Source organism: Rossellomorea sp. H136 (genome assembly GCF_056838065.1).
Map to the genome: position 1 here is coordinate 2311639 of NZ_CM166371.1, position 26449 is coordinate 2338087.

Genomic DNA, 26449 nt, shown 5'->3' on the forward strand with positions numbered 1-26449 from the left:
AGGGGAACAAGATGAACGTATATATAAGAGAAATGAAGGCTCACCGCAAATCCCTCATCATTTGGTGTATAGGGATGATTGCCTTGATCGGTTCGGGAATGGGAAAGTTTGCAGGATTCTCTTCTTCAGGTCAATCCATGAATGAGCTAATGGCTCAAATGCCAAAATCACTCCAGGCATTTCTAGGGGTTGGTAGCCTCGATATGTCGACGGCCAGTGGATATTATGGAGTGCTCTTTCTGTATATAGTGTTGCTCTCAACGATTCATGCAGCAATGATTGGTGCAACAATCATCTCAAAGGAAGAAAGGGATAAAACCGTTGAGTTTTTGTTCGTAAAGCCCTTGCCCAGGAAGAGAATCATTGGGATTAAATTGTTGGCAGCTCTCACGCAAGTTGGGATTCTGGCGATCATCACATGGTCAATTTCTTTACTTATAGTAGGAAAGTATAGTGATGGAGAATCCTTTATCAGCGATATCGGGGTGATCATGATAGGAATGTTAATTTTACAAGTGTTATTTTTAGTAATCGGAACAGCGATTGCAGCTTGGACCAAAAAGCCTGGAAAAGCCGCTACGTTAGGAACAGTCGTTTTATTGGTCACCTTTATCCTTTCCTTTGCCATCGACCTGAGCGAAAAAATCGAAGGCTTGAAATATCTCACACCATTCAAGTACTTTGAAGCGAAGAATGTGATGGATACTGGATTGGAAATGATATTTGTTGGGATTTCAACTGTTTTGATAGGGGTTCTGGCGGTAGCTACCTTTGTTCTTTATGAAAAGCGGGATTTGAATGTATAGAAGAAAGTAATCTAGTGATAAATAATATAGTTACAAGGATAAAGAGGCTGGGACAAAAGTTTTTTATCCTAATTCAAACCCGAATAAACCTGCTTCTTAGTGTGCAGATTTGTTCGGGTTTATTATTTATTTTTGACTCATTTGATTTTAGTTGATTCCAGCGGTTGATTGGAGTGCAAGTCGAAGACTCCTGCGGGAAAGTAGCTTATGTGAGACCCCGCAGGCTTGCCGAGGAGGCTCACAGGCTACCCGCGGAAAGCGTAGTCTTGCACGGAAATCATTAGTGGTATGAAGAACCTACACTTCTATTGTTCGTCTTTTTATCGTGGTTTTTTAGTTTTGTCCCAGTTTCTAAATTGATAGTTTATAATTTTGCTTTTAGTTCTTCAATCTGCTCTAAATGTCTCTTCTCATGATACCCAATAAACGGTATCCATTCATCTAATCGGATAAGTCCGAATATAGGGTGAGGATACGCTTTTTTCAGTAATTCTTCTTTGCTTGTTGTATGAAGAAAGGTGAGGAGATCTTTACGGGAAGCATTCAGTTTCTCCTTCATTTCTTGAAGTGTAAGACTTTCTTCAGCAGGAACGACAAATGGAGGTGCATCTACTTTCGTCGTTCGGTCTACCGTATAGTGGATCGGCTTCGATGGCACTTCCTGTTCTTCACCTTTAGCTAACGTTGTTTGAATTGCTTTCGTCAACGATCTCTCCATTAGATACAGATGGTCCAGCACTTGTATGATTGTCCATCGGTCTTCTTCAATTCTTTTGTTTAAATCATCATTGGTTAAATCGCTCACACTATTCAATAGGTCAGAACGGATGTCCTCAATTAGTTTGATCTCATTGTCCATATAAGTTCCTCCTCATGGGTGGTTTCAAGCTCCATTTTACTCTTGAGGAAGATGGACGTACAGTAATAACACTTTTGAAAAAAAGCTCAGGTTCCTGAGCTTTTTAAGTAATTTGTATGCGTAAATCTAACTTTCACTTTCTGCCTTTTCTACTTCTCCGTCAAAATCAGGAGCAACAGCTTTCCGGATGAATAATGAAATAAGGAAAGCGACAGCAGCCAAGGCAAGAGCGAACCAATAAGCATGATGTACACCGTAGGTCATAGCTTTGTTTAAGAGTCCTTCTGTTAACTCACCCGATTGCCCTTCAATAAACCCAGCCTGACTTTGTGTCATGATGCTGACAAAGATTGAAACACCTAGAGCTCCTGCGACTGGCTGCAGGGTGTTTGCAATGGCGGTTCCATGTGGATATAAATGCTTTGGCAGTTCATTTAAACCATTCGTTTGTGCAGGCATCATGATTGCTGAAATGGAAAGCATCAGAACCATATAGACAAGAACGAATAACCAGATCGGTGTAGATGGATTAATCGTGCTAAAGAAAATCATTACTCCGACTAATGTTAAGGTTCCTGGAATGATCAGTTTTCTTGGACCGTATTTATCAAATAACGATCCCATCGTTGGAGACATCAGACCATTTAAGAGTGCCCCAGGAAGTAATAATAATCCTGCTGCTTTTGCAGAATATCCGAGAGGTCCTTGTAAGTACATCGGCATGACGATTTCGGATGCAAACATAGCCATGATGACAATGACGAAGATCGATACTCCTCTCGCATAGCTTTTATATCGGAAAACACGAACATCGAGAAGTGGTTCATCAAGCTTTAACTGACGTAAGACGAATAGTATCAAGCTTATAACCGCAATTGAAATAATCACGATAATTTTCACAGACGTAAACCCGGCAGATTCTTCTCCCGCCGAACTAAATCCGTAAACAATTCCTCCAATACCAATTGAAGAAAGGATAATGGACAAGATATCCACACTCGGACGAGTGATTTCGCCGACATTTTGTAAATATTTTAGAGCGAATAGAATTGAGAACACGGCGAAGGGAATGACCGTAATGAATAACCATCTCCACCCTAACAAGTCGACAATCACACCAGAAAGAGTCGGGCCGATCGCTGGTGCAAACATAATGACCAGTCCGAACGTACCCATGATTTTACCACGGACTTCCGGCCGATAAATTAATAATAAGGCATTCATGATGACCGGAATGAGTAAACCGGTCCCCACCGCCTGAATCATCCGACCAGCAAGTAACATAGGGAAATTCATGGCACATGCAGCAATCACCGTGCCAAGAAGAAACACACTCATCACACCGATAAACATTTGACGTGTCGTGAACCATTGGATAAGCAGGGCGGAGATAGGCATCAGCACCCCCATGACGAGCATGAATCCTGTTGCTAACCACTGAACCGTGGGAGCATCGACGTTAAATACAGCCATTAATTCGGTTAGGGCGATATTTAACAACGTTTCATTTAATATGGCAAAAAAAGCACCGATCATAAAAGTAATAAGGATCGCTTTTGTATTGATTTTTGATGACATGTTTTTCCTCCATTAAAGATTAAAATAAAATACTTATCTATAATGCTTGATTTTGAATGATTTCTCAAGGAATTGTTCCTTAAATTACGAAAAAGAGTGGTGTCACATGAACACCCCTCTAGACTATTCTTATGCTTCACGCTTTTTTCTTCTAAAGCGGTGGAAGACAAGATACATCATCGGAACTATGATCAACGTTAATACAGCAGAGAACATGATACCTGAAATAATGGTAACAGCAAGTGGTGTAAAAAGGGCATCTCCGCTGACTGCAACAGGAATAAGTGCCACAATTGATGTGAGAGCTGTCAGTAGAATTGGACGAATGCGGGTACGTCCTGATTCAACAACTGCTTCTTTCACGCCCATACCATCCTTCAATCTTTGTTCAACAAACTCAATTAACACGACAGAGTTCCTCACAACAATACCGGTTAATGACACCATCCCCATGACAGCCAGGAAGCTGATCGGAGTTTGAGTAACGAATAACCCGAGAATTGCACCTGCAATCGCAAGATAAACCGCGACAAGAACTAAAAATGGAAGTGATAATGAATTAAATTGAAGAGCAATGGCTAAATACACAAGGAAAAGGACAATTGTAAATAGTATTGTGATCTCCGCGAAGAAGTCATTCTGAGCTTCATTTTCCCCGCCTAATGTAATGGAATAATTGTTGTCGTCAAGGTTTTCTCGTACATCCTTCACTATATCCTGGACATTTTCTTTATAGTTTTCCTCACTCTCAGGATAAGCACGAATAGTGATTGCACGCTTTCCGTCTTTATGGGGGATGAGTTGAAATTCTTCTTTCTTTTCAGGAGTCACCAGCTCATCAAGGGAAATCAGCTTAGGTGGTCCAGCAGGATTAACTGTTTCAGCGGGAACCTCTAGAGAAGACAGATTCACTTCATCTTCATTTCCTTCTAAACCCAGTGTCATATCACGTTTCGTGACACCATTATCAAAGGCTTTCAACGGAATGCCTTCTGTAGCCAATCGCAGCTGTTGGCTGATCTGATTGATTGTAATACCATTTTCCTCGAGAAGCTCGCGGTTTGGAACATATTCAATCGTGGGCTCCATTTCCCCGACATTATCAACGACTAAATCAGTATCCAGTTTTTCAATTTCAGTTGAAATCGTATCACGAAGTTCAATTAATCGATCCATCTCAGGTCCAGAAACCGTTACTGTGACAGGAGCCCCTGCCGGCGGACCTTGCTGGATCGTTTCCATGAAGATCAACGCATCGGGATATTCTTCTCTCAGTTTGTCAGTCCATTCGTCAATCAGACCTTGAGCCGTTTGGTTTTCACGATCGACTCTCGCGACCAATTGACCTGTATTTTGACCGGAATTTGAAAGAGAGCTGTTGAATAAGTTTGGTAGGCCTGAACCAGTAAAAGCAGAGGTTTCATAGACACCCTCATCCGTTTTTAACAGTTGTTCCATGTCTTCTAAAGTGCTCGCTGTTTCTTCAATCGCCGTACCGATTGGTAACGTTACATCAATCGTTACTTCTTCACGGTCAGCTGACGGGAAGAATTCAAATGGTGTAAGAGCAATCAGACCAAAGATGGCGGTTGTGAAGACAAGGCCGATAGCAGTTATCAAGAAAGGTCGCTTTGAAAACTTCTTAAGAACAGTATCAGCATAAAAGTCAGCCAGCATATTCAATGGTTTTCCTAGTAAACCGGGTGCATCTGGTACTTTTCTCGTTGTTCTACTATAAAGCAGGTATCTCATGATTGGAACAAAGATCAGTGCAACGAGTGTTGATGCGATGATCGTCGTTATTAGAACAGTCGGCAATGCTCTTATGAACGCTCCGTTTCCGCCTGATAAAAATATAAGAGGAAGGAACGTGAATACAATGGCAAGAGAAGAGGTCACAATCGAAACCCAGATCTCTTTGACACCATTTACGGCCCCCATAAGCGCACGATCACCAAGCTTGTAGCGACGTTGAATATTGTCATTCACAACAATCGAGTCATCCACAAGAATACCGAGAGCGATGATGGCACCGATGACGGAGATCTGATTAAGATCCACACCGGAAAATGGCAGTGGAATCAACCCCATCAGGACGGAAATCGGAACGGCTAATGCAACCACGAACGCTCCAGAAACGGTAAGTCCTAATGCCGTTGTCAAAATAACCGCTACAACGGAAATCGCAAGGGACATAAATAATCCATCAAACATGTCTGTTACAATCGAAGCCTGAGAGTAATAAGGTTCAAGATTCACATCAGAAGGGAGAGATTTTGCCAGTTCATCCACTTTGTTGCTTACTTTCTCATCCACAGAAGGGATATCTTCCCCTGACTGAACAAATGCTGTAAAGGAGAGGGATGGCTTGCCTTCAAATGTCACAATATCTTTAACCTCTTTAGGAGCAATTCCAACGTTTGCTATATCTTGTAAAAAGACCGATTCTCCTTGAGGGTTCTTGCCAACAAAAAGCTCATTCATCTCATCAAGAGTTGAGTAATGTTCAACCGTTAATTGAACGACTTCGTTATCAACTTCTTGCTTTCCTAGAGGAGTGGGATAGTATTCATCATTAATCGCATTCATAACAGCGGAAGGATTGAGTACGGACGCAGTTAATTTATCCTGTTCTAATTCGATGACAATTTCTTCTTCGGGTAATCCTTTTACCGTTACACTGGAGACCCCCGAGATTTCCTCGACTTCTTCCTGCCAACGGTTCATTTCTTCACGAAGAGTGAGAAGGGATTCCTTGTTATCACTTGTAAGATGGTAGGAAACGATCGGCATTTTCACCGTGGATTCATTAATTTCCGGATCGAATACCTCGTCAGGAAAAGAGGTGGAAGCATCTGAAACCGCTTGTCGCACATCTCCAAACACTTCTTTTTTGTTTTCTCCATCTTCAACCTCTACAATAATAGTAGAGAAACCGGCTGAAGTGGAGGAGCTGATTTCTTTAATTCCATCAATGGACTGCAGAGAAGATTCGATGGGATTGGTTACCGTCCTCTCAACAGAGTCAACGGTTGCACCAGGATAAACGGTGCTGACCGTTCCAATGTTCACGCTTGTTTCAGGTATTTCTCGCTGTGGCAATTGTAAAAAAGTAAAAATACCGATAATTACAAACAACAAGACAAAAATCAGTGTGATTTTGGAACGGTTTAAAATAGCTTTCAACATGTATGTTATCCTCCTTTGATAACATTTTGACTCATGGGTCAAAAGTTTTTTTATAACTTGGATATTTACTGATACAACAGTCGTCAATCGGTTGACTCACTAGTCATTTTACATGTATTTTTTCTGTAGTCAAGAAATGATGCTCTTCTATTTTTGGGAGAGTATGGTTAAAATGATAGAGTGAATTTTCTCTGGATTTAGAGGTGTAGAAATTGGATAAACGTAAATCAATACTCGAATCAGCCGTAGAGCTCTTTGCAGAACACGGATATAATCAAACGTCCATGCAGCAAATCGCCGAAAGTGTCGGCATTTCAAAGGGCTCCCTATACTCATTATTTCAATCAAAAGAAGATTTAATCATATCGATTTATGAACATTATCAGCAGCTTGTCTTCGAACGTGCTTTTGTAGTCGGACTAGATGGGAATTTACCCACTCTGGAAAGATTCGCAATGCAGTTTCAAGTTCAATTTGAAGGGATACTTGAATATAAGTCCTATATGAAAATGCACATGAGGGGAGAGTCTGCAAAGAATAGTGAGAAATTGGCTGCAATGGAGCACCGTATGAGGGGACGGCTGTTCAGCTGGCTCGAGCATAATCTATTAGAAGTATTTGGAGGGGAAATCAGCCCCTACAAATGGGACCTCATGTGGATGACCCAATCCATTTATTCATCGTATATGATGCTTTTGATTTCTACTGAGGATGCCTTGGATCCTACTATTCTCGGGAAACATTTAGTGCGACAGATTTCTCTTCTTGCTGGAGACTTTCTTGTAGGTAAGAGCAAGCCATTGTTAAATGATGGGATGATGAAATCATTTTCCGTAAGCATGGATCGGGAAGGAGCCTTCATTTCATTTGAAAAGAGGGAGAATGCCTGGAAGGGTTTGTATGAAAAAATAAACGGGTTGAGTGAAGAACATGTCAAGTATTACTTGAATATCGCGAATCGGATTTCAGAGGAATGCCGCCAAGCGGAGCCGGACGAGTTAATAATCAAAGGGTTATTTCGATTGTTGATAGATGAAGAGAATTTGAAAATAGAAGCTGAAGAGTTAGAGACATTGCTCCTTCCTGAAAAATAGGGAAGGGGTTTTTTTATGTTTATAATCAGGAAAAGATAGGCTTAGAAATTAAATATCATCAAAAAGTTTATGCGGAAATGGACCATAGATTTCCTATCGCTATTTTCCCTATCCCGCCTCATGTATTTACATATCGACCATCCGTTATTGGAATTGTCCATCACCTTTCCTATTGAAATTCCATTAAAACCAAAAATGGCAAAACTTTAGTAGTTTTCTAGACGCTTGGTAAGACAAAATCCCTATTTTTCAATATCATAATTAAGACCATATCATTTAAAGGAGGTTTTTTTATGGCATTTCCCAGTAATGCACAATATACTCCGGTACTTGTTGGAGGAACACCCTTATTTGACGTCTTGGGAGATGAGAGTCCCGTATCAACGGATATCGTGGGCAATTCAACTTTCCCAGCAGGTTTCTTTGCGTACGATGGTACCAATGTCTATTTCCGGTTAAGGTTGAATGGGGATCCCCGGAATAATCAGTTTACAGGCTTCAGAAATTTCTCTTGGGGTGTTTTGATAAACACTACTGGAGTGGCGGGAACGTACGATTGGCTCTTTAACGTAGATGGGTTGAATAATCGCGTGAGTTTGATTCAGAATACCGTGAAATTAGTGAATTCATGGAATGATCCAGCAGAAGGGACTGGCGGGGGGAATCCTAATTTCGCCCAGCCGATTACCAATTTCGACTTTGCCAGGGTAACGCCTGCTGATTCCAGCATCGGTGGGGGGCAGAATTTCTTTCTTGATTGGTTTCTACCGGCAAGCACCGTCTTCTCTTTCTTAGGCATAAATGCTTCTTCAGCTATTCGTGCAGTGTATTTTACCTCTGCAAACGCCAACAACTTTAACAAGGATTCCTTAAGAACGAGCGAGGGTTTTTCATTTGCAAATGCATTGACAGATCCCATCACTCCAGAACAAGCTGATATAAGAGCGAAATTGACAACGAATAAGGTATTGAACACCGGTCCACAAACAGTTGCTCTTGGTCAGCAAGCAAATTGGACGGGTACCATTACAGTCACAAATTCCGGGCGTTCTCAAGCAACTTCCGTCTTTCTGGATGACATTATTGGGCCCGATGTCGTTAATTCTTTTGTAGTGAATTCTACTTCACAAGGATTAACAACGTACAATTCAGTGACTAAATTGCTTACCTGGAACGTGGGGAACCTGAATCCGGGTGCCACTGCAACATTAACATTTACATTAAATGGTGCATTCACGACTAGTGGTTCGCGGAATTTAGACAGGATACAAGCTTCAGGGTTTGATACTTCATCAGGAAATGCAATTCAATCAAACACATCCGTCGTCAATATCATAGTTCAGCAGACCGCCACAATCAATGGGACCATTACCGATCAATCAACAGGATTGGCAATCCCGAATACAACAGTTTCCCTTCTTCAAGGAATGAGCACGATTGCTACAACTCAATCAAACGCAAGTGGATTTTATACATTTACGAATGTAGTACCCGGAAACTATACAGTACAGGCTGCTTTAACGAACTATGTAACAGGAACAGCTAACGTAACGGCTGTAGGTGGTTCTTCAACAAGGGCGGATATTGCACTTGTACCTCAGCCGAGTACAATTTCCGGAAATGTATCAAATGGTGGTCCCATTAACAATGCAACCGTCCAACTCCTCAATAATTCAGGAACCGTAATAGATTCCACAACCACTAACGGAGCGGGTAACTATTCTTTCGTAAATGTAACTCCGGGTATTTATAATGTCACTGTTATCACAGCAGGTTTTCAATCTCAAGCTAAATCAGTCATGACCGTGTCCAACCAGGCAGCTGTGGTCAATTTTACACTTGTCGCAAACCCTGGTGCTATTTCAGGTACGATCCGTGATTCCTCCGACAATACAGCCATCCCACTGGCAAATTTAGAGTTGCTTGATTCAAACGGGGTACCCATTGCCTCCACGACGACAGATGGAAGTGGTCAGTATACATTTAATAATTTAGCTCCAGGAAATTATCAAGTGAGGTCTTTCGCTACCAATTATAGTACAACGTCAGTATCTTCAACAGTTACAGCTGGTAATACAACAATTACGAACATTTTTCTTGAACCAAATCCCGGCTCTATTCAAGGAACGGTAGTAGACAGCGTTACCATGACAGCCATTTCAGGAGCCTCAGTACAGGCAGTGAACAGTCAAAATGTCATCGTAGCCTCTACAACAACAAACGGAAGCGGACAATATTCATTTACTAGTCTTCTGCCTGGATCGTATTCTCTAATTTTTACAGCTGACGGGTTTGCGACCAAAAACCTCGGTGCGGTTGTTTCATCAAACACTACTACAACTCTGGATGCGTTTTTATCCAAGCTTGCTGGAGCCCTTCAAGGAACAGTACAGGATCCCAATGCCGCCGGGATACCAGGTGCAACGGTAACCATTCTCCAAAATAATATACAGATTGCTTCTGTATTAACTGACACAAATGGTAACTACATGATTTCCGGACTGCCTCCAGGAAGCTATACGGTTGTGGTTAGTGCACCGGATTACACTACCGAAACTGTTGCAGCGATGATTGTAAACGGTCAAACCACCACGTTAAATGTAACGCTAAACGAAGATCCGGGTATATTGACGGGGTTTGTAAGAGACACGAATAATGACCCTATTTCCGGTGGAAGTGTTAAGGTTCAAATCAGTACCGGGACAGGAATCATTGTTGCTACCACTGTTACGGCACCTGACGGATCCTATACGGTTCATAGCCTTGCTCCTGGGAATTTCACCGTAGTAGCGGCAGCATCTAATTTTCAGGCAGCCAGCCAAGGTGTGACGATTGTTTCAAATATGACCTCTAACGTGAATTTTAACTTGGCAGCTGATCCAGGCTCTATATCTGGAATCGTATCAAATGCCCAAACTGGCACGCCAATCGTTGGTGCTAATGTAGAGGTAAGAATTGTTGATTCAAGTGGCGCAGTCATCGCGACCGTTTTGACAGATGAAAATGGGAATATGTTGTAAATGGATTGGCTCCAAGTATCTACACGGTTCTGGTTTCAGCACCAGATTTTCAAACCAATGCCGCTACTGTACAAGTCACTTCAAATCAAACAGTGGATGGAAGCATCGCACTTGAACCAAATCCCGGTCAGATAACGGGGACAGTCTTAGACAGTGTCGGGAGTAACCCTATCTCTGGAGCAAGCGTCAGCATCGTGAATAGTTCAGGAACATTGATTACAACGGTATTAACGGATCCAAACGGAATATTCATGGTTGAAGGACTCGCGCCTGATAACTATACAGTGAACGTATTTGCAAACGACTTCCAAAACGGGACAGTGGGAGCCCTGGTAAATTCAGGGCAGACAACGCCGGTTTCGGTTTCACTGGAACCAAATCCAGGAGCGATAACGGGTACCATCAACCCGCTTGTACCGAATACAACCATTCAACTTCGGAATGTTAACAACATATTAATCGATTCAGTCGTGCCTAATCAGAATGGAACATTTTCTTTCAATAATTTAACACCGGGAACCTACACCGTTTTAGGCTCAGCTCCTAACTATTCAACAGCCCAGGCTGGAGTTTTCGTCCTGGCGAATCAAACTTCAACTGTGGAATTAACCCTTATCCCAAATCCAGGATCTGTGTCGGGAATCGTTACAGATAATCTGGGGAATACAGTTGGAAACGCCATTGTACAAATCTTTGATCAAAATAATACCTTAATCGGTTCAGGATTCACTGATTCATCTGGACAATATATCGTCGGAAATCTACCAAGCGGATCATTCAATGTGGTTGTCAATTCTCCTGGGTACGGGCAGGTCATTTCAGGGGTCTTCATCGAGGTCGGTCAAGATTTAAGCGATGTAAATATTTCCTTGATACCGAACCCGGGCTCCATCAACGGTCAGATCACAAATCGAACCACAGGAGAACCGATTTCAGGCGTAACTGTAGTCATCATTGATGGAAGTTCTCAAATTCCAATCGCAACAACAACAACTTCAGGATTTGGAAACTATTCAGTAAGTGGTATGTCACCGGGCTCATATATTGTCTCAGCAACTAAAATGAATTTTACCACAGAGCAGATTGGAGCGATTGTTATTAGTGACACAGATACGAGAGCAGATTTGTCACTAGGGGAAAATCCAGGTGCTTTGGATGGAACTGTTGAAGATACCAATGGAAATCCAATAACAGGAAATGGTATTCAAATTTCAGTGTACAATGAAAACAATGTTCTGATAGTTGCATTTCCTGCCAATTCAGACGGCACATACACTGTTCCATCTCTCTCACCGGGTACGTACTTCATTACAGCTACGGCACCGAACTTTTCTTCATCAACCGTTTCAGCAATCGTAGAATCCAATCAAACCACCACTGTAATAAACGTATTAGCTGCAAATCCAGTAATGTTAACCGTTCAAGTCCTGATTGAAAATACTGTGAATCCAATCCAAGGAGCAACGGTTACGGTGAGGCACGCCAATAACATTCCAATTGCAACAGGAATCACAGATGAAAGTGGGGTTGTCACGTTTTTCACTTTACCAACAGGGACATTGAATATCACAGCTGATGCTTCTTCGTTTGGAACGGATACGAAGTCTGTTATCGGAGGCCCTGGAGATATTCTATTTGCATCCCTGAGCCTTACGCAAAACCCCGGTCAACTTCAAGGATTCATTTCAAATCTTTCCAATGGAGATGCCATCCCTAATGCTGTCATTCAACTTTACGATTTCACGAATGTTCTCGTCCAAACCACGTTATCTAATCAAAGTGGAGAATATACCTTCTCGGGAGTCACTCCAGGAGTGTACACGGTCATTGCCAATGCATCTGACTTTGGGCCCGAGACGGCTGGTGCCATCGTAGAATCCAATCAAACCAGTTTCCTAAGCTTTGCATTACGTTCAAATCCAGGTATCGTACAAGGATTTGTCCGGGACTCGATTACGCTTAACCCGATTTCAGGTGCAACCGTCCAAGTCAGGGAGCTTTCCGGATCGGGTCCAATCATTTTTACTACGATAACGGATTTTAATGGGTTTTTCCAGACGACAACGTTATCACCAATTGTGTATGTATTGGTTGGAAGTAGTCCTGATTTTGGCACAAACGCTGTATCGGCAGAAGTGATGAGTGGAGGTGTTACTGAAATAGAGTTTCTCCTTACGCCAAACCCGGGATCCCTTGTCGGAACGGCTAGAGATGCTGCGACATTACAACCGTTGGCAGACACATTAATCAGGGTCATCAACAATCAGGGAACAGTTGTAGCGACTGTTCAAACGTCTGTTGACGGAACGTATCTTATCGAAGGTATTGCTCAAGGAAGCTATTCAGTATCGGCCATTAACCCTGACTATCAATCAGAAATTGTTCAAACAAACATTCAGCCAAATTCTACAACTTTCTTAGACTTTAACCTTCTGGGTAATCCGGCTTCTCTTAGTGGGAACATCTTTGATGCAATTGATCAGTCCCCTTTGACCGGTGTAATTGTTGAGGTTTATTTAAGTGGAACCGACATTCTGGTAAGGCGTGTCCTAACTGACGAAAACGGAAACTATTTAATTGAAGGTCTGCCGCAAGGAACCTTTGACGTGAAAGCTCAGTTTCAAGATTATTCCATTAGTGTGAACACCGTATTTATATCTCCTGGTGATAGTGAAGTGCTTAATATTGCACTTGTTCCATTCCCTGCAACTGTCCAAGGAACGATCAGAGATGCTGTGACACTTGATCCACTTAGCGGTGCACTTGTAAAAGTGGTCATACCAAATACCGACATCGTTGTTGGAAGCATCATTACATCCAGTGATGGTACGTATTCAATCGGTAATTTACCACAGGGAAGCTATAATGTAGTCATTTCAGCAGACGGCTATGCCACAGGGGTTGTACCAGTCATCCTTGTTCCAAATGGGACAGAAACGGTGAGTGCGAATCTTGATCCGAATCCAGCCACCATTTCCGGCACGGTATTAAATGCTCAATCGGCTGCTGGGATACAAGGTGCGTTAGTGAGAGTTTTTAACTCTGACGGCGTGTTTATAACAAGCATTTTAACCGATGAAAATGGTTTCTACACAATTTCCGGCTTGGCAGCAGGTCAATACACTGTTATAGCGAGTGCACTCGGTTTTGGCGATGGGATTAACATCGTTACGCTATCACCAGGTGAAACCGAATCACTGAATTTCAGCTTATCAAACCAAACATCAACTCTTAGAGGAATTGTACGGGATAACGTGAACAATCAACCGCTTCAATCAGCCCTTGTTCAAGTTTTTAGAATAGGTACAGCGATCCCGATTGCCTCTGTCCTTACCAATGGCTCAGGTGAGTATGTGATTGAGGGGTTAGATCCTAGAGAGTATCGAGTTGTCTTCTCAGCTGATGGATACGCAAGTGAAGTGTTCAGGATTTTCCTTACCAATGGTGAAGACCGGACACTTAATGTGAATCTACTGGGTCAGCCAGCCACCATTGAAGGTAAAGTAACCGATGCGACAACTGGACTACCGATTCTAAGTGCCGGCGTTATTACGGTGATCAGTGGAAGTGGAATCGTTATAGCGTCCACCTTGACGGACCAAGATGGAAATTATATCTTAACTGGTCTGGCACCTGGTGATTACAACGTGATCTTCTCAGCTGATGGATACGTCAGGTCGACGTTCATGATCACACTAAGCCCGAATGAAACAGCCGTCCTCAATGCCGCTTTAGAACCAAATCCCTCTACCATTACAGGAAATGTACGTGACGCGAATTCGCTCGGTCCAATTGAGAACGCAATCATCCAAGTATTCACACTCGATGGAATATTACTGGGAGTTACCCTTACAGATATGAATGGTAATTACACCATTTCTGGTTTGCCTGGGGGAACAGTCGTACTGGTCGTGCGTGCACAAGGTTATCAAAGTCAAATGCAAAATGTCACCGTGACGAGAGGTAACACGACGACAGTCAACTTCTTATTAGAGGATAATCCGTCAAGCGTAAGGGGGATCGTCACTGACATTCGAACCGGCGAACCCATTTCCCAAGTTCTAGTTCAAATCTTCCAGATAGGTTCCAATGTTCCGATTCGTTCTACCTTAACTGATCCAAATGGATTCTATATCCTAACTGGATTACCTGCAGGAACATACGTGATTCGATTTACTGCAGCAGGCTACCCGGTCAAAGAGATTTCCATTGTACTTGGAGAAGGCGAGGACCTACAGATAGACGTTCAATTAGGAGAAGAAGCCCCACCTCCGCCACCAGGTAGTATAAGACCTGAATGTATCTCTGTAGAAAAAGTGTATGACTGGGTCATCGCAACCCATAACACTACTCAATCCGTCAGTCTCTCACTTGATTGCAGGGAGTTCGTAGATGAACTCGTGGCAAGAGGAGATGGAATAAATGTAGAATGTCAGCTTAGTCCAAATACCGAGCCGGGATGCTTGCTCATTTCGTCGGAAACAGGAACACCGGGTTATGTAGTGATTCGGGGGCAAGCTCTCCTGCTTGTGACCATCCAATCCTTATTCGATGAAGAAGATTTTTGCACCATGGAAGTACCAATCTTCTTTGATAAAAAAATAGCCGTATGCTTACCAGAAGGAATGGATGCTAGCCATGTGAACTGCTCTATCATGGATATCAAGTGTCGTAAGAAAGAGGGAAGCCTCACACGAGAGCAAGTGAAACTTCAACTCATCGCATGCCTGGAAATAGAAATACTTCATCCAGTAGTACTTGAAGTGTTAGGAACATTTTGTACACCAAGGACCATTGTCAAGCGTGTGGAAGAAGATGATATGTGTTAAGAATAAATAGGAGGCTGGGACAAAACTAAAAAACCACGATAAAAAGACGAACAATAGAAGTGTAGGTTCTTTAAACCGCTAATGATTTCCGTGCAAGACTACGCTTTCCGCGGGTAGCCCGTGAGCCTCCTCGGCAAGCCTGCGGGGTCTCACATAAGCTACTCTTCCCGCAGGAGTCTTCGTCTTGCACTCCAATCAACCGCTGGAAACAGCTAAAATAAAATGATTCGAAAATAAATAATAAACCCAAACAAATCTGCACACTAAGAAGCAGGTTTGTTCGGGATTGACTTAGGATAAAAAACTTTTGTCCCAGACTCTTTTCTGTATGGGAATGATTAAAGATGAATCAGTAACTTTACCTTTCTTTTTTTGTTTCTTGAGCTTTACTAATCTTTTCTCGATGGAAGGGAGAATCTTCTTGTTCATTTACGACGCTAAAGGGATTGTTGTCTAAATCAAAGAAATCAAACCCTTTCATCCCACCAAAGTCTTCAATAGGGGTAGTGACTACATCTGCACTCTTCAATTTCTCATGCACAGCTTCAATATTGTCTACTAAAAAATTAAAGTACACATTTTTCTTTTTCCCACTGATGACAAATTCAGTAGGCTGAGGGGAGTCCACCTGAACCAATCCTAATTGAGTGTCGCTATTTGGAAAATAAAATCCTGCACCACCATCCCAAGTATCGATCTTTCTCACATCTAAATGCTTTTCATACCATTTCATCGATTTTTCCATGTTTGTCACCGGGATAAACACACTACCGACTTTAAACAAAATACTCACTCCTTCTATTTGGAATTCATTGGTATAACGATTATACTAGAATAAAAGTTACATATGTTTTAAATTTTTTTGAAAGGAAGAAAATGTTGTTATTTGAGGAACTGGAAACTACGATTCTAAAACTTTATAAGTATTGTGTGAAGCTATCTGGTACTACACCAGAAGCAGAAGACCTTGTTCAGGAGACTCTTTTGAAAACGTACAGATTGATGAAGTCAGATCCCGAACGAAACTTATCCATGTCCTTTCTCTATACCATCGCCAAAAACATTTTTATCGATGGGAAAAGAAAAAGCAAAGATGTGGTTTATTTTCATGAAGAGTATCATTTCGAATCACATGATTTTACCGAATATGACTCTCTGTTGGAATGTCTATTTACATTGTTACCCCTTAAGCAAGCTATGCTTCTCACATTGAAAGACGTGTTTGGCTACTCATCTAAAGAAATTTCCTCAATGCTTCGAATCACTGATACATCCGTCAAGACCGCTCTTCACCGTGCCAGGAATAGAATAGTGAAGGGTGCTCCATTTGCAACTTCTGATAAACAGCTTCTTTTTGAAATAACAAACTCTATCAAGGAATCAAATGCATTACGATTATTTCAAAATTATCGACTACTGGAAACCAAGAATTACAGAGCCTCGAGAAACGCAGTGAATAACCTTCACTATGTTGTTGATCCGGATGGAAATGTGTTAGAAATCATCAATTAAGGAGGTACAATGATGATTATGCGTGACATGAAGGTGAAGAAAATTGGTGAATTGAAATTAGTAGGTTTTCGAGTCGTATGTCCTGGTGACCAGTACATTATAGAGATCCCCAAAGCTGCTGCTAAGTTGAAAGAAAGGGTCGATGAGATTCAGGATCTTGTAAATAAGCAGGTTCAACTTGGTGCGTTCATAGCAGAGGACACTACTCCCGATCTGGATGGATACTGGGTAGGGATGGAAGTGGAGAAGATAGGAGCTATTCCCCCAGGCATGGTGTCACTAACGATTCTTCCCCAAACCTATGTAAGTGTCTTTTATCAAGGACCGAATCATGGAATTAGAGATGCATATCGTGACATGCATGAATGGGCAGAGATTAACGGATATACAAGACGGAGAGATTTATGGCATGTAGAGAGATTTTTTCGTTTTGATAGTAGTGAACAGGTTGAAGTGGAATTGTTGGATACAATTGAATCGAAGTGTTTGGATGGCTGACTTGATATTAGAGTCGGTTTTTTGATTGGACGATTCAACAAATTTCACGACCCAATAATCTTATTTTCAGTCAAAATGTTTCGACATTCGACATACGGGGTAAAGGAATGTTGGCGCAATTATACGGTTATACTAAATCCGTGGGTCGTCAGGACTAAATTGGATCCTGGACGGCTTTTGTTTTGCCCAAAATACATATATAAAGGAGGGTGTAAACTGTGGAGAAATGGCTGAAATTTCTGGAGGTTAATGCACCACGAATTCTTGACTTGACGATAGAGCATGCAGTGCTCGTCGGACTTGCGATAATCGTAGCCCTTTTAATCGGGATACCTTTAGGGATATATTTAACAACCAATGATTATTTGGCGGAGACCGTGCTGCAGATTGCGTCGGTTATGCTGACCATTCCAAGCATTGCCTTGTTTGGGGTGATGATTCCGATTTTTTCAATCATCAACCAGGGAATAGGATTTGTTCCGGCCTTTGTTGCATTGGTTCTCTATTCGCAGCTTCCTATTATACGGAATACATATACTGCGATTCGCAATGTGAGTCCTGAGATGCGTGATGCGGCGAAGGGAGTCGGGATGAAGACTCATCAACGTCTGTTGCGGGTTGAGATTCCAAATGCATTCCCTGTAATCATGGCGGGGATTAGAACGGCCGTCGTCTTAAACATAGGAATCGGCGTAATTGCAGCTTATATCGGTGCTGGTGGCCTCGGAGTCCTTATTACTCAAGGAATTTCCAGAGGAGATAATTATTTGATTATCAGTGGATCTGTAGCGGTGGCGATATTGGCGATGATAGCAGATGCAATCCTTCTATGGATTCAAAAGCGATACACACCAAAAAACATTGCATAAAGTGGAAGAGGTGAAGAGATGATTACATTTGATCATACAACTAAGACTTACGAAGGCGATGTGACAGCAGTTAAAGGTGTCGACTTTACCGTTCAGAAAGGTCACATAGTAGTATTATTAGGTCCATCCGGGTGCGGAAAGACCACCTTGTTACGAATGGTGAATAGGCTGGAATCGATTACCGACGGGAAAATCATCATCGACGGGCAGGACTCAATGGACTTAAATCAAATTGAATTACGTAGAAAAATCGGGTACGTCATTCAAAGTAACGGACTGTTCCCTAATATGACGATTGAGGAAAACGTTATGATTGTTCCCGACATGTTAGGCTGGGGCAAGAAGAAAAAGAAAGAGCGGTTTAATAAGCTGATGGAAATGATCGGCCTTAGCGGAGATAAATTCGGTAAGAGATATCCACATGAGTTATCCGGAGGTCAGCAGCAAAGAATCGGAGTTATTCGTGCACTGGCAGCGGATCCTCCAGTAATGTTGATGGACGAACCGTTTGGGGCACTTGATCCAATCATTCGTGAAAAAATACAGGATGAATTTCTGCAGATACAGCGTGAAGTGAAGAAAACGATTCTTTTTGTGAGTCATGATATCGATGAAGCGATAAAAATGGCAGATAAGATTGTTCTGTTGCGTGGAGGAGAAATCATGCAGTACGACACTCCTTCAGAGATGCTCGTCCGTCCAAAAAGTGATTTTGTTTATGAGTTCTTTGGTAAAGATCGTGCCATTAAAAGTTTAAGTTTACATACGATTGAAAACTTAAAGAACATCATAGGCTTAGCTGACTTTGATGAATCCATTCCTGATACGAAAACGATCAATATTCGTCATGATCTTCGAAATACCTTGTCAATGCTGTTAAATCAGGAAGCTGACCAGGTCATTGTGACGGATGACGCAGGTATTAAACAAGGGGCCATTACGATTGATCTTGTACAAAAATATCTACACTACGAGATCAAAGGAAAAACGAACCTGGTTCAGAAAGGATGATTCTGTGAATACAAAAAAGGTTGTCAGTAATGTCGTTCGGTATTTCGTATATGCACTGGTCATCCTTTTCTTTGCTTGGGCTATTAAAAATCAATACTTCGATTATATGTTCAGTCAATCGAAAACGTTTCTCCTTTTATTGAAGCAGCATTTGCAGCTTGTATTTGTTTCTTCCATATTAGCACTTATAGTCGCGGTCCCAGCCGGAATTTTGATTACACGAAAGCAGTTTAGACGAGCAGAGTGGATCGTGTCTAATACAGTCAATTTTGGCCAAACGATACCGAGTTTAGCGGTTCTTGCACTTATGATCAGTATATTAGGAATCGGTTTTAAAACAGCCATTTTTGCACTGTTTATTTATTCCCTTTTACCGATTTACAGAAATACTGTTGCTGGAATAGATTCGATTGATGAAAACCTTATTGATGCTGCCAGAGGAATGGGAATGAAGCCGTATCAAATCCTGTTCCGTATTGAATTACCCAATGCAGCATATTCAATCCTGGCCGGAATCCGAACAGCTGTAGTATTGAACATCGGTACAGCTGCCCTGGCTTATGTCGTCGGAGGTGGAGGATTAGGCGTATGGATTTTTACAGGTATTCAATTGTTCGATAATGGATACTTAATCTCAGGTGCCATACCTGTAACGATACTAGCGATACTGGTAGATTTACTACTGCGAATGGTGGAGAGAATCGTCGTTCCAAATGGTACAAAACAAACATTAGAAATGTAATTCATATAGAGGAGGTGACGATCGTGATACGGAATTCAACGTGGATAGGGATTCTTATCCTGACTCTTATGCTATGCGCTTGTTCGAACGTAGGAATGGGAGGCAAACAAATATCTGTTGGGGGAAAGAACTTTACGGAGCAATATCTTCTTTCAGAGATGACAGCTTTTCTATTAAAAGAAGAGGGTTTTAAAGTAAAGCAAATGAACAACCTGGGAAGTACGGTTGTTCGTAAAGCATTGGAGAACGAGCAGGTGGATATGATGTGGGAATACACCGGAACGGCCCTTATCACATATATGGGACAAGAACCGATGTCAGACCCTGAAAAGACCTTTCAAAAAGTGAAAGAGCTTGATGCCAAAAGGAACATTCATTGGATGAATATGTCCAATGTGAATAACACATACGCACTAGCCATGAATAAGGATCAGGCAAAGGAATTGGGTATTGTATCAATCAGTGATCTGGCTGATTATGTCAATAACAATCCTGGAGAATTAACAATGGCGTCTGATGCAGAATTTGCGAATCGTCCGGACGGTCTTCCAGGAGTAGAGGAATTGTACGGCTTCAATTTCGGTTCCGGAAAGGTCAAACAGATGGATCTCGGCCTGACGCAAAGAGCACTGAATAACCGTCAAGTCGAAGTTTCGGTTGCCTTTGAGACAGATGCAACGATTGTGGATTATGACCTGGTGACGTTGAAGGATGATAAGAACTTCTTTCCACCGTACCGGGCTGCTGTCAGCATAAATAAAAACGTTTATGAAAAATACCCGGAAATCAAAGACATTACGGCTAAATTAGCCCATAAACTTAATAGTGACATTATGCGTGAACTGAATTACAAAGTGGATATCGAAGGGAATAGTGTATCCGTTGTCGCGCATGATTGGCTAGTTGAGAATGAGTTGATAAAAGAATAGAACAAACTAAAAAAAAGAACTAAACCGCCTTTGGTTTAGTTCTTTTTTTGAATATAGTACCGACTTTATAGATCATCCGTCTAAACATAAAACAGGGAAGTGAATAAAATATAATAATCACGTCTTGTCCAAGGCAGCACTGGAGGGAATTTTCTTGAAACCTACTGTATCTATTGTTATACCTTTTTATAATTGTTCCTATGTCGATCAGGCGATTCGTAGTGCATTAAATCAATCTTATTCAAACATTGAAGTAGTTGTAATTGATGATGGATCAACGAAAGAAGTTGAGAAGCTAACACCCTTTTTAAATCAAATTACCTACTTCAGAAAAGAAAATGGTGGAACGGCATCCGCTATAAATGAAGGAATAAAGAGAGCAAGAGGAGAATATATCGCTTGGTTGAGTTCAGATGATTATTTCGATCATATGAAGATAGAGAGGCAATTGGATTATATGTTACGAAGGGGGGCGAAGGCAAGCTTCCACAATTATGATGTAATTAATCAGACTAATGAAGTGCTGCTCCCCTTCATTGGAAAGAGATTTACCAATGCAGAAGAAATCTACCATTCCTTTATGACAATCAATCCCGTCAATGGGTGCTCCATCATGGTTCACAAGGATGTGTTCAGGGATATTGGATATTTCAGTACAGATCTTAAATTCACGCAAGATTATGACATGTGGAACAGGATGTTAATCAATGGGTATGTCATATATTATTTGGATGAGGTTTTATTGAAGTATAGATCACACCCTGAGTCAGGAACGAGTAAACATCCTGACAAATTGAAGAAGGAGGTATCGATTATTAAACATCATTATCATCAGAAGCTCCTTCGATATCTGTCGGAAAATGGATCCAGATTGAAGAGCATCAGATTCTAAGAATGGAGTGGTAATGAAGAATTCACTAATCTTCTACTACCCTCTACCAGGTCCAATTAAGAAAATCATTCTCTGCTCAGGCAGAACCCTACCCAAACCAGAAGGGCCACTCTTCTGGTTTATTTATTTTTTTGATCTGTTATCTCTCCCTTGATGGTGACAGTATTTTTTTGAAATAGGAATATCTAGTTTTTCATCGAATTAGTTATCTAGAGGATAAAAAGGAGTGAAAGTTTAAATGAACCAAGATCAAAGCATCACAACATTTTTTATGTTCAACGGAAAAGCAGAAGAGGCGATGAGTTTTTATACATCGATTTTTGATGATTCCGAAATTGATAATGTGATACACCACGAAGATGGCACTGTTTTGCATGCGACATTCACTTTAAAAGGACAAACCTATATGGCAATCGATAATATAAATCGAAACGATCATCCATTTTCACCTGCCATGTCTTTGTTCGTAGCATGTGATTCGGAAGAAGAAATCGAACGTGTTTATGATAAACTATCTTTATTGGGAACTGTGTTGATGCCCTTGGAGGAGTCTTCCTTTAGTGAAAAATTCGCCTGGGTGGAGGACCGCTTCGGTGTCTCATGGCAGTTGAATTTACCGAAGAGTGATGAATAATGTCAGGGCTCGCTACAAAATAGAAAAATAGTAATCTTATTACATATAATGGAGGCATATAAATGAAATCTGAAAAACAGAAAATGCTGGACGGTGAACTTTATGAACCATGGGACTCTCAATTGATGGAAGAGAGAAAACAAGCCCGTTGTTTAACACGAATGCTTAATCTAACCACGGAAGAAGAAGGCGAGGAAAGAGTGGCTGCTATTAAAAGACTATTCGGATCTACCGGGGAAAGCGTTTATTTAGAGCCTAACTTCAGATGTGATTATGGATATAACATTCACGTCGGCAATCATTTCTTCGCTAATTTTGACTGTGTGATATTAGATGTGTGTGAAGTCCGCTTCGGTGAAAATTGTATGCTCGCACCTGGAGTACATATTTACACAGCGACTCATCCAGTGAATCCGGTTGAGCGAAACAAAGGCCCGGAATTTGGGAAGCCTGTCAAAATCGGAGACAACTGCTGGATTGGTGGAGGTGCAATTATTAACCCCGGAGTGAGGATAGGTGATAATGTGGTTATTGCTTCAGGTGCCGTTGTGACGAAAGATGTTCCGTCCAATGTAGTGGTGGGTGGAAATCCTGCCCGTATCATCAAAGAGATTGACTTTGAAGACAAGAAGTAATCTGTTTCAAAAGGATGTTTCTCAAAGGCTGCAGTTTAACGAACTACGTTATTCATTCGACCTAAGATGCATTACTTGCTATTATTCACTATAAAATGGGTCAACTTTCTTCTTGAAAAGGGTGGAACGATGATGAAAATACAAGCCATGCTCCCATCAGTTTGGGAACAAGTTAGTAACATTTATTTAGAAGGTATCAATACAGGAAACGCGACTTTCCAAAAAGAAGTACCTTCTTGGGAAGATTGGAACAAAACACATCTGAATGATTGTCGTATTGTAGCGATACTCGAAGATCAAATAGTTGGCTGGGCAGCCCTGAGTCCCATCTCAAGTAGATGTGTGTATGCAGGTGTCGCTGAAGTCAGCGTATATGTCAGTCAGAAATATAACAGAAGAGGTATAGGGAGTGCTCTCATGAAGACTTTAATTGAACAAAGTGAGGAACATGATATTTGGACCTTACAGTCAGGTGTTTTTCCAGAGAACATTCCGAGTATTCACCTTCATATGAAATATGGTTTTCGTGAGGTAGGTATAAGAGAAAGAATTGGGAGACTAGATGGAGCATGGCGGGATGTGGTGCTGCTTGAAAGAAGAAGTGAGAGAGTTGGTAATGAAGAATAGGAAAAGCTAGGATGGCTCGATTCATCCTAGCTCTGAAACAATTAAAATTTTTCCGGGAACTGCTTCACAATTCCAGCTGATAGGGCATCAGACAGGTGAAGAATAGGGGCTTTCCCTTTATCAAAGCTTGTAATGTTTCCTTTCCAGTCTTTCTTGATTCGGGCGACTGCTTCATCGGTGACGAATTGCAAGTGCATGTATTGAAGGAGTAGATGATCTATTATCTTGGCGGTGAAGAGATGGCAACAATCTTTAGGCTGAATGAGGGTGGAGGTAATTGGTATGGCGGCGAGTTTCTCTCTTTTTTGAGGGATGCCACTAAACTTGAGAAGGGATCCATTTTTTTAAAAAAGGCTGTCCAATTTTCATAAAAACTCGTTGCTTGTCCTCACCTTCCGATCACTTCCGACATAAAGTATTCTATGGAGGTGATGCATTGGCAAGAAAATTACTAGTGTATCTTTTTATCAGTCCACCAGTAACTCATTCCAAATATGACTTGGGGTCTCCTTCCCTCTCAAATATGTACGTTGCACAGTTTGGGGTTACTCTTCGACTCCTTGCTTAGTAAGAGAACAATGGTTATAAGATCAACAGTTCATACTGAAAAAAATGAAGCGAGCACCAGTATGGAACTCCGCCGGACAATTGAGAAATGATGAATAAGAACGAGTTTAAAGAAATAGAATAAAAACACCCATAAGAAAGTTTCCTCCATAAAAATAGAATCGTGCTAAAAAAATGTTCCCTTCACTACCGGGAACATTTTTTCGTATCAAAGAATAATGCAAGTAGGGAGAGTCCAAGCATGCTTGTCCATTTGTGAATATACTACTATATGTCATACTCTTAGGAGGAAATAATATTGAAAACCATTATGATTGATCCCGGTCATGGAGGGGCTGATCCAGGTGCAGTTTACAAGGGATATGAAGAGAAAACATTCAACTTATTGACGGCCCTAATTGTCAGGGACTATTTGTTAGCAAATTACAACGTAAATATTTTGATGACGCGAACTGGAAATCAAACATTATCATTATCTGACAGATCAAACCTAGCTAACCGTTCTAAAGCCGATTTCTTTTTATCCATCCATCATAATGCAGGTGGCGGCACTGGGTTTGAGAGCTATGTGTATAACGGAAAAGTTTCTTCACAGACCCTGAACTACCAGAGAATTATTCACGAGGAAGTAATGGCATCAGTTAAAGCACCTTACAGTGTGATTGATAGAGGAAAAAAGAGAGCCAATTTTCATGTTTTACGTGAAACTACCATGTCTTCACTTCTATTAGAGATTCTGTTTGTAGATAACCCGAAAGATGTTGCGTTACTTAACAATGCTAATTTTAGAAACACTGTAGCGGTTTCTATCGCGAGGGGTGTTGCAAAAGCTTTAGGCTTACCTGCAAAAATAGACGAGAAAGAACTTTTTAAAGTGATTGCTGGATCTTTTACGAAGCGTGATAACGCTGATAATCGAGTAAATGAGCTGAAAAGAAAAGGCATTAATTCGTTCATTGATACTGCGGTCATTTCAGGGAAAACGTATTACAGGGTCCAAACTGGTGCTTTTGCAGAAAGGGTTAACGCAGAAAACCAAGTGAACAGCCTGAAAAAAATGGGTATTGAAGCATTTATCTTAGTAAGAGTTGACGATAACCCTAAGCCCCCTGTACCGTCTCCGACTGATCCGCCAAAACCGACACAGCCTCCTCAGCCACCGGGAATACAGTATTCGATCATGGGTATATCTGTATTACGAGCTGAACAACTAAATGACTTTGCGAGAACGATTAACCGTGATGCTCCACTTTTAGGGAGATTTTATCACTTTTACGGGAATCTTTATGGAATTAGAGGAGACGTTGCTTACGCTCAAGCGATACATGAAACCAACTATTTCAGGTTCACTGGCCAAGTCAAACCAAATCAAAATAACTATGCAGGGATTGGTACTACCGGTCCTGGTAATGACGGAGCATCATTTAAGACTCCAGAGGAAGGGGTTCTTGCTCATATTCAGCATCTGTACGCATATGCATCAACCAATCCAATTCCACAAGGACAATCACTCGTAGATCCCCGTTTTTCATTAGTCACACGAGGGAGCGCCAAAAATTGGACAGACTTGAACGGAAAGTGGGCAGTGCCAGGTACCACCTATGGACAAAGCATCCTATCTGTTTTTAATAGAAACATACAAAATGCGATAAAAAGAATGGATGAACAAAAAATTGTGTTAAATGATACTCTTGGGAAATTGAAATGATGTTAGTTGAGTGCCGTGATGGATGGCACTCTTTTTAGCTTGGAAGAGGACCAGTGAATATTTGTCTCTTTTATCATAATCCTTTGCTCCAGAGCTAATACTAAACGTATGTTCGGGAGGTGAAACAGATGGAAAAGAAGAGCTTTGAACAGATTTATGAAGAATACAAGAAGCAAGGTAAATTTCAAGCTAAAGTAGAAATGGCTCAGGAGCTTACAACTGGTGCGGAACAGATTGTAGCCGTTCGCCGAAATGCCGAAGACGATCTCATCGCTTTTAGAACCGAAAGTGGGAGAGAGCTGGATTATATCACTGCACTTGAAGAAGCAAAGTCAGGAAAACTGGCTCATGTCGATGTGATTCATCGGTATGGAAGAGATGTTCTTCGCAGTGAACCCGACGGCTTAAAAGAGAATAACCTTAGTGAACTTCCTTCTTTTTAACAATAAT

20 protein-coding genes are annotated in these 26449 nt (G+C 41.4%); 16 read left to right on the forward strand and 4 right to left on the reverse strand.

Annotation, left to right across the window (positions count from 1 at the left end; translation table 11 throughout):
• Positions 1 to 11 precede the first annotated feature (11 nt).
• The gene (locus ACYH0O_RS11580) at positions 12 to 806 is read left to right on the forward strand and encodes an ABC transporter permease subunit (RefSeq protein WP_482632338.1); all 795 of its coding nucleotides are present in this window, start codon (positions 12 to 14) and stop codon (positions 804 to 806) included.
• A 364-nt stretch (positions 807 to 1170) separates the two neighbouring features.
• Here the strand turns inward: ACYH0O_RS11580 and ACYH0O_RS11585 are convergent, their stop codons facing one another.
• The 3 genes from ACYH0O_RS11585 to ACYH0O_RS11595 form a co-directional block, all read right to left on the reverse strand.
• Complete coding sequence (locus tag ACYH0O_RS11585; protein WP_482632339.1) at positions 1171 to 1665, reverse strand: DinB family protein; 495 nt, start codon at positions 1663 to 1665, stop codon at positions 1171 to 1173.
• Positions 1666 to 1791: 126 nt separating this feature from the next.
• A complete protein-coding gene (locus tag ACYH0O_RS11590) occupies positions 1792 to 3243 on the reverse strand; it encodes an MDR family MFS transporter (RefSeq protein WP_482632340.1) in 1452 nt (483 codons plus the stop codon).
• Between the two features lie 129 nt (positions 3244 to 3372).
• Positions 3373 to 6432 carry an efflux RND transporter permease subunit gene (locus ACYH0O_RS11595; protein ID WP_482632341.1) on the reverse strand — a complete coding sequence of 1020 codons (3060 nt, stop codon included), beginning with the start codon at positions 6430 to 6432 and terminating at the stop codon, positions 3373 to 3375.
• A 212-nt stretch (positions 6433 to 6644) separates the two neighbouring features.
• Here ACYH0O_RS11595 and ACYH0O_RS11600 point away from each other — a divergent pair, with 212 nt between their 5' ends.
• The 3 genes from ACYH0O_RS11600 (at position 6645) to ACYH0O_RS11610 (ending at position 15375) form a co-directional block, all read left to right on the forward strand.
• Entirely contained in the window at positions 6645 to 7526 is an 882-nt protein-coding gene (locus ACYH0O_RS11600; protein WP_482632342.1) for a TetR/AcrR family transcriptional regulator, read from the forward strand.
• A 293-nt stretch (positions 7527 to 7819) separates the two neighbouring features.
• Positions 7820 to 10546, forward strand: a complete 2727-nt coding sequence (locus ACYH0O_RS11605; RefSeq protein WP_482632343.1) for a carboxypeptidase regulatory-like domain-containing protein — start codon at positions 7820 to 7822, stop codon at positions 10544 to 10546.
• A 5-nt stretch (positions 10547 to 10551) separates the two neighbouring features.
• Positions 10552 to 15375 (forward strand): MSCRAMM family protein, encoded by a 4824-nt coding sequence (locus ACYH0O_RS11610; protein ID WP_482632344.1) that lies wholly within the window; start codon positions 10552 to 10554, stop codon positions 15373 to 15375.
• A 358-nt stretch (positions 15376 to 15733) separates the two neighbouring features.
• Here the strand turns inward: ACYH0O_RS11610 and ACYH0O_RS11615 are convergent, their stop codons facing one another.
• Entirely contained in the window at positions 15734 to 16159 is a 426-nt protein-coding gene (locus tag ACYH0O_RS11615; protein ID WP_482632345.1) for a VOC family protein, read from the reverse strand.
• Positions 16160 to 16251: 92 nt separating this feature from the next.
• Here ACYH0O_RS11615 and ACYH0O_RS11620 point away from each other — a divergent pair, with 92 nt between their 5' ends.
• The 12 genes from ACYH0O_RS11620 to ACYH0O_RS11675 all read left to right on the forward strand — a co-directional run bounded on the left by ACYH0O_RS11620 (position 16252) and on the right by ACYH0O_RS11675 (position 26442).
• The gene (locus tag ACYH0O_RS11620; RefSeq protein ID WP_482632346.1) at positions 16252 to 16887 is read left to right on the forward strand and encodes an RNA polymerase sigma factor; all 636 of its coding nucleotides are present in this window, start codon (positions 16252 to 16254) and stop codon (positions 16885 to 16887) included.
• Between the two features lie 9 nt (positions 16888 to 16896).
• Complete coding sequence (locus tag ACYH0O_RS11625; RefSeq protein ID WP_482632347.1) at positions 16897 to 17385, forward strand: GyrI-like domain-containing protein; 489 nt, start codon at positions 16897 to 16899, stop codon at positions 17383 to 17385.
• A gap of 218 nt (positions 17386 to 17603) precedes the next feature.
• Positions 17604 to 18254 (forward strand): ABC transporter permease, encoded by a 651-nt coding sequence (locus ACYH0O_RS11630; protein WP_482632348.1) that lies wholly within the window; start codon positions 17604 to 17606, stop codon positions 18252 to 18254.
• 18 nt (positions 18255 to 18272) lie between these two features.
• Positions 18273 to 19265: an ABC transporter ATP-binding protein gene (locus ACYH0O_RS11635; protein WP_482632349.1), complete on the forward strand. Its 993-nt coding sequence runs from the start codon at positions 18273 to 18275 to the stop codon at positions 19263 to 19265.
• Positions 19266 to 19269: 4 nt separating this feature from the next.
• Complete coding sequence (locus ACYH0O_RS11640) at positions 19270 to 20007, forward strand: ABC transporter permease (RefSeq protein WP_482632350.1); 738 nt, start codon at positions 19270 to 19272, stop codon at positions 20005 to 20007.
• Positions 20008 to 20030: 23 nt separating this feature from the next.
• Entirely contained in the window at positions 20031 to 20936 is a 906-nt protein-coding gene (locus ACYH0O_RS11645; protein WP_482632351.1) for a glycine betaine ABC transporter substrate-binding protein, read from the forward strand.
• Between the two features lie 154 nt (positions 20937 to 21090).
• A complete protein-coding gene (locus ACYH0O_RS11650; RefSeq protein WP_482632352.1) occupies positions 21091 to 21828 on the forward strand; it encodes a glycosyltransferase in 738 nt (245 codons plus the stop codon).
• A 238-nt stretch (positions 21829 to 22066) separates the two neighbouring features.
• A complete protein-coding gene (locus ACYH0O_RS11655; protein WP_482632353.1) occupies positions 22067 to 22462 on the forward strand; it encodes a VOC family protein in 396 nt (131 codons plus the stop codon).
• 62 nt (positions 22463 to 22524) lie between these two features.
• Complete coding sequence (locus tag ACYH0O_RS11660) at positions 22525 to 23097, forward strand: sugar O-acetyltransferase (protein ID WP_482632354.1); 573 nt, start codon at positions 22525 to 22527, stop codon at positions 23095 to 23097.
• Between the two features lie 129 nt (positions 23098 to 23226).
• Positions 23227 to 23724: a GNAT family N-acetyltransferase gene (locus tag ACYH0O_RS11665; protein ID WP_482632355.1), complete on the forward strand. Its 498-nt coding sequence runs from the start codon at positions 23227 to 23229 to the stop codon at positions 23722 to 23724.
• 865 nt (positions 23725 to 24589) lie between these two features.
• Positions 24590 to 25999, forward strand: a complete 1410-nt coding sequence (locus ACYH0O_RS11670) for an N-acetylmuramoyl-L-alanine amidase (RefSeq protein WP_482632356.1) — start codon at positions 24590 to 24592, stop codon at positions 25997 to 25999.
• Between the two features lie 128 nt (positions 26000 to 26127).
• Positions 26128 to 26442, forward strand: a complete 315-nt coding sequence (locus ACYH0O_RS11675; RefSeq protein WP_482632357.1) for a DUF3892 domain-containing protein — start codon at positions 26128 to 26130, stop codon at positions 26440 to 26442.
• The last annotated feature ends 7 nt before the right edge of the window (positions 26443 to 26449 follow it).

Excerpts from the sequence above, each read along its gene's own strand:
- ACYH0O_RS11580 (WP_482632338.1), top strand. The coding sequence starts at position 12 with ATGAACGTATATATAAGAGAAATGAAGGCTCACCGCAAATCCCTCATC.
- ACYH0O_RS11585 (WP_482632339.1), bottom strand. The coding sequence starts at position 1,665 with ATGGACAATGAGATCAAACTAATTGAGGACATCCGTTCTGACCTATTG.
- ACYH0O_RS11590 (WP_482632340.1), bottom strand. The coding sequence starts at position 3,243 with ATGTCATCAAAAATCAATACAAAAGCGATCCTTATTACTTTTATGATC.
- ACYH0O_RS11595 (WP_482632341.1), bottom strand. The coding sequence starts at position 6,432 with ATGTTGAAAGCTATTTTAAACCGTTCCAAAATCACACTGATTTTTGTC.
- ACYH0O_RS11605 (WP_482632343.1), top strand. The coding sequence starts at position 7,820 with ATGGCATTTCCCAGTAATGCACAATATACTCCGGTACTTGTTGGAGGA.
- ACYH0O_RS11620 (WP_482632346.1), top strand. The coding sequence starts at position 16,252 with ATGTTGTTATTTGAGGAACTGGAAACTACGATTCTAAAACTTTATAAG.
- ACYH0O_RS11625 (WP_482632347.1), top strand. The coding sequence starts at position 16,897 with ATGATGATTATGCGTGACATGAAGGTGAAGAAAATTGGTGAATTGAAA.
- ACYH0O_RS11635 (WP_482632349.1), top strand. The coding sequence starts at position 18,273 with ATGATTACATTTGATCATACAACTAAGACTTACGAAGGCGATGTGACA.
- ACYH0O_RS11655 (WP_482632353.1), top strand. The coding sequence starts at position 22,067 with ATGAACCAAGATCAAAGCATCACAACATTTTTTATGTTCAACGGAAAA.
- ACYH0O_RS11660 (WP_482632354.1), top strand. The coding sequence starts at position 22,525 with ATGAAATCTGAAAAACAGAAAATGCTGGACGGTGAACTTTATGAACCA.
- ACYH0O_RS11665 (WP_482632355.1), top strand. The coding sequence starts at position 23,227 with ATGATGAAAATACAAGCCATGCTCCCATCAGTTTGGGAACAAGTTAGT.
- ACYH0O_RS11675 (WP_482632357.1), top strand. The coding sequence starts at position 26,128 with ATGGAAAAGAAGAGCTTTGAACAGATTTATGAAGAATACAAGAAGCAA.